Annotated in this window: 11 protein-coding genes; 5 read left to right on the plus strand and 6 right to left on the minus strand. The window is 70.4% G+C overall.

Features of this window, described 5'->3' with window-relative positions; genetic code table 11:
• Nucleotides 1–63 precede the first annotated feature (63 nt).
• Nucleotides 64–936: an LLM class F420-dependent oxidoreductase gene (locus tag ACIBD9_RS25400; protein WP_396721424.1), complete on the minus strand. Its 873-nt coding sequence runs from the start codon at nucleotides 934–936 to the stop codon at nucleotides 64–66.
• Nucleotides 937–1,110: 174 nt separating this feature from the next.
• Between ACIBD9_RS25400 and ACIBD9_RS25405 the strand changes: the two genes are divergently transcribed.
• From ACIBD9_RS25405 to ACIBD9_RS25420, 4 genes are all read left to right on the plus strand, one after another.
• Nucleotides 1,111–1,803 carry an HAD family hydrolase gene (locus tag ACIBD9_RS25405; RefSeq protein WP_396721426.1) on the plus strand — a complete coding sequence of 231 codons (693 nt, stop codon included), beginning with the start codon at nucleotides 1,111–1,113 and terminating at the stop codon, nucleotides 1,801–1,803.
• A 206-nt stretch (nucleotides 1,804–2,009) separates the two neighbouring features.
• Nucleotides 2,010–3,053, plus strand: coding sequence for an acyltransferase family protein (locus ACIBD9_RS25410; protein ID WP_396721428.1), 1,044 nt, complete (start codon nucleotides 2,010–2,012; stop codon nucleotides 3,051–3,053).
• A complete protein-coding gene (gene alr, locus ACIBD9_RS25415; protein ID WP_396721430.1) occupies nucleotides 3,050–4,192 on the plus strand; it encodes an alanine racemase in 1,143 nt (380 codons plus the stop codon). The genes ACIBD9_RS25410 and alr overlap by 4 nt, the downstream gene beginning before the upstream one ends.
• Entirely contained in the window at nucleotides 4,189–5,214 is a 1,026-nt protein-coding gene (locus tag ACIBD9_RS25420; protein WP_396721432.1) for a D-alanine--D-alanine ligase family protein, read from the plus strand. The genes alr and ACIBD9_RS25420 overlap by 4 nt, the downstream gene beginning before the upstream one ends.
• Before the next feature lie 12 nt (nucleotides 5,215–5,226).
• Here the strand turns inward: ACIBD9_RS25420 and ACIBD9_RS25425 are convergent, their stop codons facing one another.
• From ACIBD9_RS25425 to ACIBD9_RS25440, 4 genes are read right to left on the minus strand one after another with little or no spacing between them, the layout of a single operon-like run.
• On the minus strand, nucleotides 5,227–5,727 hold the full coding sequence (locus tag ACIBD9_RS25425; protein WP_396721434.1) for a hypothetical protein: 501 nt from the start codon (nucleotides 5,725–5,727) through the stop codon (nucleotides 5,227–5,229).
• Nucleotides 5,724–7,184 carry an ATP-binding protein gene (locus ACIBD9_RS25430; protein ID WP_396721435.1) on the minus strand — a complete coding sequence of 487 codons (1,461 nt, stop codon included), beginning with the start codon at nucleotides 7,182–7,184 and terminating at the stop codon, nucleotides 5,724–5,726. Before ACIBD9_RS25430 ends, ACIBD9_RS25425 begins: the two co-directional genes overlap by 4 nt.
• Nucleotides 7,181–7,873 (minus strand): response regulator transcription factor, encoded by a 693-nt coding sequence (locus ACIBD9_RS25435; protein ID WP_238659822.1) that lies wholly within the window; start codon nucleotides 7,871–7,873, stop codon nucleotides 7,181–7,183. The genes ACIBD9_RS25430 and ACIBD9_RS25435 overlap by 4 nt, the downstream gene beginning before the upstream one ends.
• A gap of 16 nt (nucleotides 7,874–7,889) precedes the next feature.
• Nucleotides 7,890–8,867 (minus strand): phosphatase PAP2 family protein, encoded by a 978-nt coding sequence (locus ACIBD9_RS25440; RefSeq protein ID WP_396721436.1) that lies wholly within the window; start codon nucleotides 8,865–8,867, stop codon nucleotides 7,890–7,892.
• Nucleotides 8,868–9,135: 268 nt separating this feature from the next.
• Here ACIBD9_RS25440 and ACIBD9_RS25445 point away from each other — a divergent pair, with 268 nt between their 5' ends.
• Complete coding sequence (locus ACIBD9_RS25445; RefSeq protein WP_396721438.1) at nucleotides 9,136–9,642, plus strand: winged helix-turn-helix domain-containing protein; 507 nt, start codon at nucleotides 9,136–9,138, stop codon at nucleotides 9,640–9,642.
• Between the two features lie 72 nt (nucleotides 9,643–9,714).
• Here the strand turns inward: ACIBD9_RS25445 and ACIBD9_RS25450 are convergent, their stop codons facing one another.
• On the minus strand, nucleotides 9,715–14,058 hold the full coding sequence (locus tag ACIBD9_RS25450) for a S8 family serine peptidase (RefSeq protein WP_396721439.1): 4,344 nt from the start codon (nucleotides 14,056–14,058) through the stop codon (nucleotides 9,715–9,717).
• Nucleotides 14,059–14,370: the final 312 nt, after the last annotated feature.

Consider the following 14,370-nt stretch of genomic DNA (forward strand, 5'->3'; position numbering starts at 1 on the left):
CCGCCCGAAACCGGCCCACCGATAGTCCTGCTCAGAGCTGGCGCCGGCAGCGTCGTAGCGGAATCAGCCGATGTCGGCCAACCGGGGCAGCACCTCGTCGCCGAGCCGCTGGGCGAACTCGACCGGGTGCCGATCCGGCGTCACCTGCACCTCGCTCACCCCGAGCGCGGCGTACTCGGACACCTCGGCGAGGAACGCGTCGGTGTCGTCCAGCGGCGCCTGGGAGGCGACCACCGTCTTCTCGATGGTGTCGTAGTCGCGGCCCTCCGCGGCGCAGTGCCCCCGCAGCACATCCAGCTTGCGCGCGACGTCGTCGATGCCGCCGCGGCCGAACAGGTTGCAGGCGTCGGCGTACCGGGCCACCAGCAGCAGGGTCTTCTTCTCACCCCCACCGCCGATCATGATGGGCGGGTGCGGGCGGCTCAACGGCTGCGGCGAGTTGATGGTCTCGGCGAGCTGGTAGTGCTTGCCGTTGAACGGGCCGTCGTCGGCACTCCACATCTGACGGCAGATGCGCAGCGTCTCCTCCAACCGCTCGAACCGCTCGGCCACCGAGACGACCGGCACACCCAGCCCGAGCTGCTCCCGCTCGTACCAGGAGGCGCCGATGCCGAGGCGGGCCCGGCCTCCGGAGAGCACGTCGAGGGTCGTCACGGTCTTGGCGAGCAACCCCGGATAGCGGTACATCACGCCGGTGACCAGCACGCCCAGCGTCATCCGCTGGGTCTTCGCCGCGACGTAGCCCAGCGTGGTGTACGCCTCCAGCATCGGCTCCTCGGCCGCGAACACCGCGTCCATCTGGAAGAAGTGGTCCATCACCGTGAACGACGCGACGCCGGCCTGCTCGGCGGTTGTCGCCGCCTGCGCCAGGGTCGGTGCGATCGCGGCCGGATCGGCCGGGGTCGAGTAGTTCCAGTAGTGCAGCCCGAGCTTCATGTTCGGCACCTCCGCGACGAGCCTAGTGCCGCCGGGGCGGCTCGGCACCGCCTACGAATCAAGCTGAATGTGGCGGACTGGGGTCGTAACCCGGAGGCGCCGAAGTTCGGCCGGTACGGGATGCTGCACGTGCGCCATGGCAGGCGTCGGAACAGCTCCTGATTCGGAGAATCGATGCCCTACCAACGCACTGGCCCTGATCGACAGGATCATGCCGACGCCCCGGCCGGGATTCGGCTGGTCGCCTTCGACCTTGACGGCACCCTCATCCGGGGGCAGACCTGCATGGAGGCCATCGCTGACGCATTCGGGTTCGCCGCTCAGATGTCCGTCTGGGAACAGTCGCGCACTGAACAGGACCTCATCGCGGCGCGCCTCGGCATGTGGGAGTACCTCCAGCACCTGAGCATCGACGACATGGACGCGGTACTCGCCGACATCCCGCTGGCGCCCGGCGCGATCGAGGGCATCACCGCGCTGCACACGGCCGGCATCGCCACGATCATCGCGTCCCTCACCCACGCCCCCAACGTCGCCTATTTCGCCGGCCGCCTCGGCGTCAACGCACACTTCGGCACCGCACCCGACGGAAACGGCGGATACCGCCACGTCTTCCCGGCAACCAAGCCCATCCTGCTCGCCGAATACGCCAACGCCCTCGGCGTTCCCCCCGAGCAAATCGCGGCCGTGGGTGACACCCCAAATGACGTGCCGATGCTTCGCGCAGCCCGAATCTCGATCTACGTCGGCACCACGCTGCCCGACGACTTCACACCAACCTGGCATCTCCCCGCAGCTCCCATCGACGAGATCGCCCGCATCATCCTCAAACACGACGAGGGAGACGCGCCGCCCTCGACCCGATAGGCAGGGGTATTCGCTGCCTCCCCCACGGCCAAGCCGGGGGCTTCTCGGTACCGGATCATGACAATTCGTGGATAGCGTGCGGATATCCGGCTGGCAGCTTCTGGTGAGTGATCCAACTGCTGTCTCGCACCGAGTCCCGGCCCGTCGACGTGGAGTCCGACGCGACGCGCGTCCGATTCCGTCACCGGGCCGGAACCACCCCCGCCGTGGGACGACCCCAGCGGGCCGAGTGGGCCGACGCCGCGAAAGGCGTCTGCATCATCCTCGTCGTCCTGTGGCACGTCGTCGTGAAGGACTACCTCCAGATCGACTGGCACGTCGGCGTACCGGTGCCGGGCTTCTGGGGAACGCTGGGTGAGCAGTTCCTTCCGCTGCGGATGCCGTTGTTCTTCACCATCTCGGGCGTCTTCGCGGCGAACGCCGCCCAGCGGCCATGGCGAGTGGTCGCCCGCAGCCGGATCGCCGGGTTCCTCTACCTGTACGCCGTCTGGCTGCTGATCCACACCGCGGTTCTCGCCGCCGCGCCGGAACTGCCGACCGACCGTGCCACCTCGCCTCTCGGCCTGCTGGAGCAGCTCACCATCACGCCGTCCAACCTCTGGTACCTGTACGCCCTGGCGCTGTACTTCACGATCGCCAAGGCGACCCGTCGGGTGCCCCGGGCGCTGGTCCTGGTCCCCGCCGCCGCGTTGTCCGCCGTCGCCGCCGCCGGCCTGCTCGACACCCCGGGCAACCGCGCCGGTCTTTACCAGAATCTGCTCTTCTTCCTCGCCGGCCTGTACCTGCGTCCGCAGATCCAACAGTGGGCTGGCACCGCCAGCCGCCGCCGGCTGGTGCTGACCTCGGGCACCTATGTCCTGGCGCTCGCCGCGATGGCGGTGACCGGCGCCCAGCAGTGGTTCGGGGTATGGACGGCGGTCTCCGTGGTGGCAGTGATCTTCGGCATAACCGCCGCTGCCCGGGTGGCCCGGTGGTCGGCGCTCAGCAAACCGCTGGCTAGGCTCGGCCGCATCACCCTGCCGATCTACGTCATCCACATGCCGGTCCTGGCCCTGCTGCACCGGCTGTTACTCGTACCGGTTTCCGGCCTGGGTCGGTCCGCTCAGGACCTGATTGTGCTCGGTTATCCGATTCTGCTGACCGGCCTCGTGATCGGCCTGAGCCTGGCCATCCACCGCGGGCTGCTGGCGGTTCGCGCCGGCTGGCTGTTCGCGCTCCCCGGCACGCGTCGGACGGCGGCGGCCGGATGAGCGCCCTCGCCGAGGCCCTGGTCGACCTGGACGCGATCGCCGCGAACGTGCGGACGATCGCGTCGGTCACCGGCACCGGACTGATGGCCGTGGTGAAGGCCGACGGGTTCGGCCACGGCGCAGTCCAGGTGGCCCGGGCCGCGCTCCGCGCCGGCGCCGCCTGGTTGGGGGTGACCTCGACAACCGAGGCGCTGACCCTCCGCGAAGCGGGTGTGACCGCGCCCACGTTGAGCTGGCTGCACGGCCCGGATGACGACTTCGGTATGTTGATCAAGGGTGGCGTCGACGTCGGCGTGTCCACGACGACGCACCTGCACGCCGTCGCCGACGCGGCCCGTCTGCTCGGCGTACCGGCGATGGTGCAGCTCAAGGCGGACACCGGGCTGTCCCGCAACGGGGCCGCCGGGGACGACTGGCCCGAGTTGGTCGGTTGGGCCCGCAAGTACGAACGGGAGGGCGGGATCCGGGTGCGTGGGGTGTGGTCCCACCTCACCGACGCCGACCTGCCGGGCGCCCCGGCGCTCAGCCGGCAGGTGGCGATCTTCGAGGAGGCGTTGCGGACCGCGCGGTCGGCTGGTCTGGATCCCGACCTCGTCCACCTGGCCAACTCGGCGGCCGCGCTCTCCGCACCACGGACCCGCTTCGACCTCTGCCGGATCGGGATCGCCCTCTACGGCGTGGACCCGTTCGGCGCGAGCGGTCCGGGCGAGTTCGGGCTGCACGCCGCGATGACCCTGCGAACGAGAGTGGTCAACGTCAAGCGGGTGCCGGCCGGCACAGGCGTCTCCTACGGCCCGGAGCATGTGACCGGCGCACCGACCACGCTGGCGCTACTGCCGCTGGGCTACGCCGACGGGCTGCCCCGGGCCGCGGGTGGTCGCGCCTCGGTGTGGGTCGCCGGTCGGCGGTGCCCGATCGTCGGGCGCATCGCCATGGACCAGTGCGTGGTCGACGTCGGGGATCTTCCCGTGGCGATCGGCGACCCGGTCGTGGTGTTCGGCCCCGGCGAGGGTGACCAGCGCCCTCCGACGGTCGTCGAGTGGGCCCGTTGGGCCGACACCAACCCACACGAGATCTTGACCGGCATCGGGGCCCGGGTGGCCCGCGAGCACCTCCACGGAAGGGCACGGAATTCATGACAACCCGACTGGCAGTGCTGTACGGCGGGCAGAGCGGCGAACACGAGGTGTCCTGCCGCTCGGCGGCGAGCATCCTCGCCCACCTGGACCGTGAGCGGTACCAGGTCACCGAGGTACTCATCGACCGCGACGGCGGGTGGCACGTCGACGGCCGACCCACACCCCTCCCCGCGGCGTTGCGCGTCCTGCGCGCCCAGGACGTGGTGTTTCCGGCCCTGCACGGCCCGTACGGCGAGGACGGCACCGTGTCGTCGCTGCTGGAATGGCTCGGCGTGCCGTACGTCGGCAACGGCGTCTTCGCCAGCGCCGCCGGCATGGACAAGGGGGTCACCAAGCGGCTCCTGGCGGCGGAGGGCCTGCGGGTCAGCCCGGGCGTGACCCTGCGTCCCGGGGAGGACCTGTCGCCCGAGGACCAGCGTCGACTGGAGCTGCCGGTCTTCGTCAAGCCGGCCCGGGCCGGGTCGAGCCTGGGCGTCGTCAAGGTGAACGAGTGGGCCGGGGTTCCCGCCGCCCTGGAGCAGGCCCGCCAGGTCGACCCGAAGGTGCTCGTCGAGCAGGGGGCGCGGGGGCGCGAGATCGACGTGGCCGTCCTGCAACACCCGGACGGCCGGGTGCAGGCCGGCCCGCCGCTGGAGATCCGGGTGACCGGTGCCGGCTTCTTCGACTACGACGCGAAGTACGACGGCGGGGCGATCTTCCAGATACCCGCCCCGCTCGACGCGGAGACCACGGAGGTGCTGCAGGACCGGGCGATCCGCGCCTTCGAGGCCCTCGACTGCCGCGGGCTGCTGCGGGTCGACTTCTTCCTGCCCACCGAGGGGTCGACAGAGCCCATCGTGAACGAGGTCAACACGTTCCCCGGTTTCACCGCCGCGTCACAGTTCCCGCAGATCTGGCAGCAGGCCGGCATCGAGTTCGCCGCACTGATCGACATCCTGATCGCCGGCGCGTTGGCGGACCAGGACCGGGTTCGCCACAGCGGGTTGCCCCGGGCGGATCGAGCGGTCGACCAGCTGGTGTGAGTCGGCGCCCGGTCACCTGATCGGGCAGGGCCGAGGCCCACGGGAGCCATCCGGCCCGACGATGGTGACGGTGGTGGCGGTGTTCGCCGCGTTGACCTGTGCCGCGGCGGCGACCGTCGTGCAGATGATCTGGTCGGCCCCGTGCGCTGACAACGTCTGCGCGGCGGCGTTCGTCCGCACCGTGAGGTCACCGGACTGACTTCCCTCGGTCACCGTCACCGGGCCGAGCCCGGCCGGAACGTCGCTGGTGAAACCCTGGCCGCGTTCGTTCTCCTGCGGACCGGCCGCGAGCAGCGCGAGCGCGTCGGCGGGCGACGGGTCCATCGCGGCCGGGCGCAGGACCAGCACCAGTTCGCCCTGCGCGAGTAGGTAGAGCCAGGTGCCCTGGGCGGGGCCGCTGATCGGCGGGCGACCGATGATGACGGCGCTGGGTCGTACCCCACAGCCCGCCGCGAGCAGCGTCAGAAGCAGCACGCCGGCGAGCAACGCGCGGCCGGTCCGCCGGCCGATCACTGGGCACCGCCGGTGTCCGCCGTGTCGCGGGGCAGGCGGAGGGTGAACACCGCGCCGCCGTGGGTGCCGTTGCCCGCGACGAGACTTCCCCGTCGCTCGCCGTGGCGGTGCAGGCGCGCGTTCTCCCAGGAGATGGCGAGGCCGAGGCCGCTGCCCTCGGAGCGGGTCCGCGCGGTGTCGGCCTTGTAGAGGCGGTCGAAGACGTGTGGCAACACCTCCGGGTCCAACCCCGGCCCCCGGTCGGCCACCTCGATGGTGACCCAGTCCGGTTCCGCGCTCAGGCGCACCGACACCGGCTCGGCACCGTGCCGGAAGGCGTTGCCGACCAGGTTGGCAACGATGACGTCCAGCCGGCGGGGGTCGAGTCGGGCCACGACGCCGGGTGGCAACTCCGTTCGTACCCGGTCCAGCCACCCGCGGATCCGCAGGGTCGCGGTCACCGCCGCGGCCACGTCCACGTCGTCCAGGGCGAGCCGGGCGGTGCCGGAGTCGAACCTGCTGATCTCGATGAGGTCGTTGACCAGTTGGGTCAGGTTCTGCGTCTCCTGGCTGACCAGCCGGGCGGCCCGGCCCGCATCCCCCGGCAGGTTTTCCGCCTCCTCGTCGAGTACGTCGGTGACCGCCGTCATCGCGGCCAACGGCGTACGGAGTTCGTGCGAGACGTCGGCCACGAAGCGGCGGGCGTCGGATTCCAACCGGCGCAGCTCGCCGACCTGTCGCTCCAGCGTGCCCGCGGTGTCGTTGAAGGTCCGCGCGACATCGGCCAGCTCGTCGGCGCCCCGGACCGTCAGCCGGGTCGTCAGGTCCCCCTCGCCGAGGCGACGTGCCGCCCGGCCCAGGTCGCGAACGGGTCGTAGGACTCCGCGGGCGGACAGCAGGGCCAGCAGGACGGCGAGGACCAGGGACAGGCCGCCGGTCAGCCACGCCCTGGTGGCGAGCCGGTCGATGCTCTGCTGCTCGGGCACGAGATTGCGCACCGAGTAGACCTCCACCCCGGACGGGCGGGACGTGCCGTCCGGGCGGTCGAGCGCCAACTGGGTGCCGATGAGCAGCGCGGGCTCTCCGGCGAGTGACACACGTTGCCAGGCGATGCGACCGTCCCGGACCTTCTGCCGCAGCTCGGGGGTGAGCGGGTCGGCGACTTCGGAGCCGCCCTGTGCCCGCAGGTCCCGGTAGACGACCACCGCGAAGCTCTCCCGGTCGCTGAGGCGCTGAGCCAACAGTTCAAGGTCGTCCTGCGTCGGCGGAAGCTGGGCGATCGGGTAGACCTTCGTGAGCTGCTCGGTCAGCGACATCACCGCCGCGTCCTGCGCCTGCTGCAGGATGACTGTCCGAGCCTGGAAGTAGCTGCCACTGGCCACGGCAACCGTCGTGGTCACGCCCAGCAGCGCGAACGCCAGCACGAGCCGGACCCGCAGACCCGAGACCCGCGCGCCGATCCGGCGCCACAGTGTCACAGCGGCCCGAACCGGTATCCGAAACCACGCACGGTCTGGATGAAGACAGGTGCCGACGAGTCGGCCTCGATCTTGGCGCGTACCCGCTGGACGCACGCGTCCACGAGTCGCGAGTCGCCGAGGTACCCGTGCTCCCACACAGCCTCCAGCAGCTGCTGGCGGCTGAGCACCTGGCCGGGCGTGTGCGAGAGTTCGAGCAACAGCCGCAGCTCCGTCGGGGCGAGGCTGACCGGCGTCCCGTCCTTGCTGACCACCAGTGCGGCCCGGTCGATGGTCAACGCGCCGTGCTGTTCCGGCCCGGCCCGGTCGCCGCCGCGCCGGGTTTCGGCACCGGTCCGTCGCAGCACCGCGCGGATGCGCGCCTCGAGGACCCGGGCCTGCACGGGCTTGACCACGTAGTCGTCGGCGCCGGCCTCCAGGCCCGCCACCACGTCCATGTCGTCGTTGCGCGCCGTGAGCATGATGATCGGCAGGTCCCCGAGCTGCCGGATCCGGCGGCAGACCTCGAACCCGTCCATCCCGGGCAGCATGAGATCGAGGACCACGACGTCGGACGGGGTGCTGCGCAGCCGCTCCAACCCCTGCTCACCGGTCCCCACGGCGTGCACCGTGTGGCCCTGTCGGGTGAGCGCCAACTGCAGTCCGTCGCGCACCGTCTGGTGGTCTTCGATCAACAGCACCTGGGACATGTCGTTAAGTATCCCATCATGAGATGTTTCGGATTTCGGTCGACGGCTGCGGCCGCTCGGGGCTCCGCGCGGAGGACGGCACCGCGAAATCCGTCGAACGCACCAGGAACACCACCGCGCCCACCAGGAACATCGTCGCCGCGGCCGCGGTCACGATGGCGACCAGCAAGCCGCGCTGCACCGACGCGGCCAGGCCGGGCACGACCACCACCAGTGCCCAGACCAGCACGACCAGCCCGACTCCCGTCTCGGCCAGCCTGCGCCAGAAGCCGCCGCCGTCCGACCCGCCGGCCGCGTCGCGGTCGCCGGGCCAGACCGCCAACGCGGCCGCGGCCAGGCAGAACAGGGTCACCCCCAGCAGTACGCCACCGAGCACGTCACTGAACCGGTGCCAGCCCGCGATCATCGTGGCGGAGGCGATCACCGAGACAGCCGCCGCGCCCGGCACCGCCAGCCACCGTCGGGCCCACCCGGGCAGGACCAGCATGAACGCCAGCAGCAGCGCGGTCGCCGCCGCGACATGGCCGCTGGGAAAGCTGTTGTGGGTGGTGGAACTCTCGATCTGCAGCTCCGGGCGGGGCAGCGCCGACTTCACCGCGCCGGCCACCAGCACCGCGCAGACGACCATGCCCACGCCGACGACCCCGGCCACCAGCCGTCGGCGGAGCACACCCACCAGCAGCACCACCCCGAGCAGGGCCGCGATGACGGTCGGGCTGCCGAAGGTGGCCAGCACGCTCCGGGCCGGGCCCACCAGCACGGTCTGCTGCTCGTACCCCCCGCCCCGCTCGGCGCGCGGCAGGAGCACCCCGTCCAGCCACTGCCCGAAGTCCGTCCGCACGAAGACGGCGGCGGTGAGCACCAGGGCGAACAGACCGCACAGCGCCGCCGCGAGCAGCCGAAGCCCCAACGGCACCGCCGCGCGGGCGTGGGGCAGCGGTCGCGCCGGACCGGGCGTCGACCGCCCGACGGAGTACGACGATCCGATGGACATGGCGACATGCTCGCCCCGGCAGGTCCGTACGCCGTCCTCGAATTGTCTTGGTTCTGTCACAACCACCCCCACCGCTCCCGGAAAAGCGGATCGTCGGCGGTGGGACCGGGTGGTCTGGACGGCACAGCGGGATTCACATGCTTACATGCAACGATGTTTAACCCAGCCGAGATGAGCCACCACTAGGGTCAGGACGCCGATCGATGTTTCGGTCGGCGGTGCGAAAAATCCATCCGGAGTGAGTTGGGGAACCGGAAGGTGTTGGTAAATGCAGGGAGTTCCAGTCGCCAGCCTGGTCATCGGCATCGCATCCTCGCCGGCCGAGCGGCGACATCTGGCCCGGCTGCTCGGCGGCAGTGACGCCTTCCTGATCGTCTCGACCGTCGACCAGGCACGAGAGTTCCTCGGGGTGGTCGAGGCCCCGCCCGCCCCGACTCCCCCGACCAGGGCGGCGCTCGCCGAGGTGGCGCCGAGCCCACAGCCGCCGCCACCGGATCTGGCCGTCGACTCCGACCGTCGGGTGCTGCGGTGGCGCGACCAGGAGATCGACCTGACCCGGTTGGAGCACGATGTCCTGCTCTGCCTGGTGCACGCGCCCGGGCAGGTCTGGACCTACGAGCGGCTGCACCTCGAGGTCTGGGGCAACCGGCACCTCGGCCGGGGCTCCGACATGCACTCGGTGATCCGCCGGGTGCGCGCCAAGCTCGCCCGGCTCGACGCCACGGCGACCATCCACTCGGTGCGCGGCGTCGGCTTCCGGCTCGCTCCCGTCTGACCACCCGGACGCGGTCCGGCCCGCCTGGTCGCAGACCAGGCGGGCCGGACTTCTTCGGCTAGCGTTCGGGCGTCAGCACCGGATGGGCGCCAACCCGAAGTTCTCCACCGTCGGAGTGGCGGTATCGATCCTCGTCTGACGGGTCTGCGGCTTCCAGCCGTCCTTCGCCACGATCATCGTGAGCGGGTTGTTGCGGCGGTCCACCCAGTAGGCGTACTTGCCCTCGGCATCGGTGGCGAAGGTGTACGACGCCGCCCACGAGTCAACCTGCACGACCGCGCCGGTGAGCGGCGAGGTCGCACCCTGGCAGCTGGTGCCGGTGACCGTACCCATGAGCTTGCCCCAGGTCTTCGGGGGGTTCGCGGTCATGGTCACCGCGACCGGCGCCACCGAGTACGGGGTGTTCTCGGAGATCGCGACCGCGCCGGAGTAGGTGCCCGGCTGGTCCACGTTCGCCGTCAGCCCGACGGTGACCGTGACCTTCGCACCCGGTGCGAGGGTGACCGCCGACTTGTCGATGGTCATCCAGCTGACGTCGGCCGCCGACTCGGAGCATCCCTCGAAGCCCGGGAGCACCTCACTCTCCGCGGCCGCGTTGAAGCTGCCGGACGAGCCACCGATCTTGTAGAAGCCGCACGCCGCGCCGCCGCGGTAGCGCGCGGTGTTGGCGTTGGGCAGGTTGGACCACGAACCGGCGGCCGGGTCGAAGGCGAAGCCGGCGTTGCTGATGGCCCCACCCTGCGAACCACCGACGACGAGGAGCTTGCCGCTGGCGACGGCGTACGAGCTGGCCCAGTTGTCGGCCGGCGCGTCGGCGATGGCGGTCCACGTGTTGGCACCCGGGTCGAAGGCGTAGCTGGACTTCTGGGCGGCGGATCCGTCGTTGCCGCCGGTGCAGTAGAGGACGCCGTCGATCCCGCCGCAGGAGGCGAAGGCCACCGACTTCGGGTAGTTGGCCATCGTCTCCCAGGTGTCACTGGTCGGGTCGTACCGGACGACGCTGTTCGACATCGGCAGGCAGGCCGCCGTCGTGCAGCCACCGACCGCGTACAGCTTGCCGTCGACGACGGCCTGACCGGCCGCGGCCCGCGGCGCCGGGTTGTCGGCCAGTTCCGTCCAGGTGTTGGCCCCCGGGTCGTACGACCAGGTGGCGGAGTCCGGGCCGGCGTCGGCCCAGCCACCGGTGACAATGATCTTGCCGTTCAGCACGCCCGCGGTCAGGGCGTTGCGCGCGCCGGGAAGGTCGGCGATCGCCGTCCAGGTCTGCGCGGCCGGGTCGTAGGCGTAGTTCTTGGTGGTGGAGGCCTCACCGTTGCCGCCACCGAGCGAATACACCTTGCCGTCCAGGTTCACCACCCGGTTGTCCATGATCGTGGCCGGGTAGTTGGCGATGTCGGTCCACGGCGCCGCCTGCGGGCCGGCCGCCGCGGCAGCGGCCTTGGCCTCCTTGCCGGACGCCTTGGCGGCGAACGACGTCGGTACGGTGAGCCGCTGCTCCGGCGCGCCGCTGGAGCCGAGCACCTGCTGCCGGGTGACCGTGGAGCCGTCCGCCCGCAGGAGTTCGAAACCGTTGTCCCGCTCACCGAACTTGACCTCGACCGGCGCGCCGCCGGTGTTGGTCACCGTGAACGTCTTGCTGGTCTTGCCGTTGGGCATCTGGAGCGTCGCGCTCAGCTGCGTCGGGGTCACCGACAGTCGACCGGCCGCGAGCTGGAAGTTCGCGGTGGTCGCCCAGTCGGCCTCGACGTCGACAGACTTGGTCTGGCTGACGTAGTTGCCGGCGGTCGCCGTGAACGGGTGCTCGCCGGTCAGCGACGAGTAGATCCAGTAGAAGCCGTCGGCCAGCCCCGGGTCGTCCGGGGTCGCCACGGTGACGGCCTTCTCGGCGGGCCGGTCCTTGCTGGTGACGGTCGCGCCGTTGACGTAGCTGTCGTCGTTCTTGTCGCGGACGTTGCCGACGACCAGACCGCCGTCGACCGGCACGCAGGTGACCTGGCTGCCGATCAGGACGTTGTCGACCTCCCACCACCACTCGTACGAGGCGTCGTAGTAGTGGAACCGAACCTGCACCTGCGCCTTACCGGCCGCCTGCGGGATCGGGATCTCGGTCAGCTTCGGTCCCCGGACGTCGGTCTCCTGCCGGAGCACGTTGGTCCAGGTGGCACCGCCGTCGATGCTGAGGTCGACGTCGGCGGTGTCGTCGTTGAGCTGGTTGAAGTCCTGGTTGAAGCGGATGACCGGGGCCGTGACGCTGGTCAGGTCGACCACCGGGCTGACCAGGGAGGTGTCCTGGCTGGTGCCCGCTCCGTAGTTGTCGCTGTCGATCATCGCGAAGTTGCCGGTGCCGCCGGTCAGGTTGCCCCGGTCGCCGTCGTCGGTGAACTTCCAGACCTGACCGCTGCCCGCGTTGTCCACGACGGTCCAGCCGGCCGGCGTGGTCGTGGCGTCGAAGGTCTCGTACTCACCGTCGGAGCCGGTCGTGTATCCGGGCGCGGTGGTGCAGACGCTGGTGTCCACCGGCACGGCGACGTTGGCGGTGGCGTTGCCCGAGCCGACCACGACCTCCTTGGTGACGGTCTGGTAGCCCGGGTACTGCGGCTCGTACTTCAGGGTGTACGTCTGCCCGGCCGGCAGCTTGATGCTGTAGCGGCCGTTCGACGGGGTGGTGTAGTCGTAGACGCCGGACACACCCGTCACGGTCACCTTCGCGTACAACGGCCAGCCGTGGCCGGAGCCGTCGGTGACCGCTCCGGTGACGTTGACACTCGGCACCGCCGTGAGGGCGACGGCGAGCGTCGTGGTCGCGCCCTTGGTGACCGTTGCCGTCCTGGTGGTGCTGGCGTACCCGAACGCCGCGACGGCGACCTGGTAGTCGCCGGTGGGGAGTTGGGTCGAGAACTTGCCGTCGGCACCGGTGGTCAGCTCACGCTCGGACGGGCCGGTGAGCGTCAGGGTCGCGCCGGCGATCGGGGCGCCGGAGGTGGCGTCGGTGACCGTGCCGGTCAGCGTGCCGATGTCGCCGGTCGGGGCGGCGTTGAGCAACGCGAGGGCGTCCAGTCGGCCTTCGCCGTAGACGTTGTTGTCGGCCGCGGTGCCACCACACTGGTCGTCGGCCTTGTCGATCGCGGCGCCGTTGAGCAGCGCACGGGTCGCGTTGATGTCACCGACCAGCGACGGTGCCGCCGAGTACAGCAGCGCGATCGCGCCCGCGAGGTGCGGTGCCGCCATCGAGGTGCCGCTGATGCTGCCGTAGGCGTTGCCAGGGATGCTCGACCGGACGTTCACGCCCGGTGCCGAGATGTTGGGCTTGATCTCGCCGTTCTGACCGGCGCCGCGGGAGGAGAAGCCGGCGATGTTGTTGTTGACGTCGTACGCGCCGGTCGAGTAGTTGCTGACGAGGCTGCCCGGCGAGCCACTGGTCTGGCAGGCCGGCCCGCTGTTGCCGTTGGACCAGGTGCCGAAGATCCCGGACGCGGCCCAGGCGTTCGTCACGTCCTCCATGAACGGCTCGTTGGACGGGTCGCGGGTGCCCCACGAGTTGTTGATGATGTTCGGTCGCTTGCTCGCGTCCGCGTTCTGACCGTTGAGGTCCAGCGGCTCGAGCATCCACTGACCGGATTCGACCAGAGCGGCGTCACTGGGGCAGCAACCGTTCGCCGCGATCCACTTGACTCCGGGGGCGACACCGATCTGGTTCGCGCCGTCGGAGCCGGCCATGGTGCCCATCGTGTGCGTACCGTGGCCGTCGCCGTCGCACGGGGCGGTCGCGCAGGCGCCGGTGGCGGCGGCGGCGTTGAACCAGTTGTAGTTGTGGTCGAACGTCCCGTCGCCGTTGTTGCCCCGGTAGGAGTTCACCAGCGCCGGGTGGTTGAACTGCACCCCGGTGTCGATGTTCGCGATGGTGATGCCCTCGCCCTTGACGCCGTACTGCGACCAGACGTCGTCGGCGTTGATGTTGGCGATGCCCCACTCCAGGGCGTTCACGGTCTTCTCGTCGGTGCCCTTGGTCGTCTCCGGCACCTTGTACGCGACCGGCGCGTAGAGGCCCTCGACCTCCGAGTGCCCGGCGAACTTCTGCGCCATCGCCAGCGAACCGCTGTTCACCTTGATGGCGTTGGTGGCCCAGAAGGTCTGGTACTTGGTGCCCGAGCTGTCGAGGTCGGCCCGGATCTTGCCCTGGCTCGCGGCGGCGGTCTTGCGCAGCGCGTCCGCCACCGCCGTGCCACGCTTCGACCAGTCCTTGATGGCGCTGGCCTTGCTCAGGTCCGCCCGGTCCTTGAACCGGATCCAGAAGTCCCCTTCACTCTTGGCCTGGAGCTGCTTGGTGAGCTCCGGTCGGATCTTGTCCCCGGTCGGGGCGCCCGCCCCCATCGCACCACCCGGCGCGGCCTGCGCGCCCGAGCTGATGGTTGCCAAGCATGTCGCGGCGAGGATCGTCGCCGCGCCGGCGCTCACCAGTGATCTGGCTGCGCGCCGCCATTGTGGACGTCTGAACATCGGTGCTGCCTCCCTCAGAACGACCCAGGGTGTAATGGGCCATGGTGGACCTCCCCATGCACCGCGCGGGTCACGCCGGTTGCCCGAGTGGACACTATGATCGAGAAGAACGGACGATCAAGAACTTGCCGTGAGCAACTTGTCGCTAAGAGTTGCCCTGGCTGGCGGCGCGCTTGCCAATCATTGTCAGGACCGTGACGAGAGCTGGGCAGGGATGCCCATCGATCCCGG

It is taken from the genome of Micromonospora sp. NPDC050784 (assembly GCF_044456765.1).
GTDB lineage: Bacteria > Actinomycetota > Actinomycetes > Mycobacteriales > Micromonosporaceae > Micromonospora > Micromonospora foliorum.

Excerpts from the sequence above, each read along its gene's own strand:
- ACIBD9_RS25420 (WP_396721432.1), top strand. The coding sequence starts at position 4,189 with ATGACAACCCGACTGGCAGTGCTGTACGGCGGGCAGAGCGGCGAACAC.
- ACIBD9_RS25400 (WP_396721424.1), bottom strand. The coding sequence starts at position 936 with ATGAAGCTCGGGCTGCACTACTGGAACTACTCGACCCCGGCCGATCCG.
- ACIBD9_RS25445 (WP_396721438.1), top strand. The coding sequence starts at position 9,136 with ATGCAGGGAGTTCCAGTCGCCAGCCTGGTCATCGGCATCGCATCCTCG.
- alr (WP_396721430.1), top strand. The coding sequence starts at position 3,050 with ATGAGCGCCCTCGCCGAGGCCCTGGTCGACCTGGACGCGATCGCCGCG.
- ACIBD9_RS25405 (WP_396721426.1), top strand. The coding sequence starts at position 1,111 with ATGCCCTACCAACGCACTGGCCCTGATCGACAGGATCATGCCGACGCC.
- ACIBD9_RS25435 (WP_238659822.1), bottom strand. The coding sequence starts at position 7,873 with ATGTCCCAGGTGCTGTTGATCGAAGACCACCAGACGGTGCGCGACGGA.
- ACIBD9_RS25440 (WP_396721436.1), bottom strand. The coding sequence starts at position 8,867 with ATGTCCATCGGATCGTCGTACTCCGTCGGGCGGTCGACGCCCGGTCCG.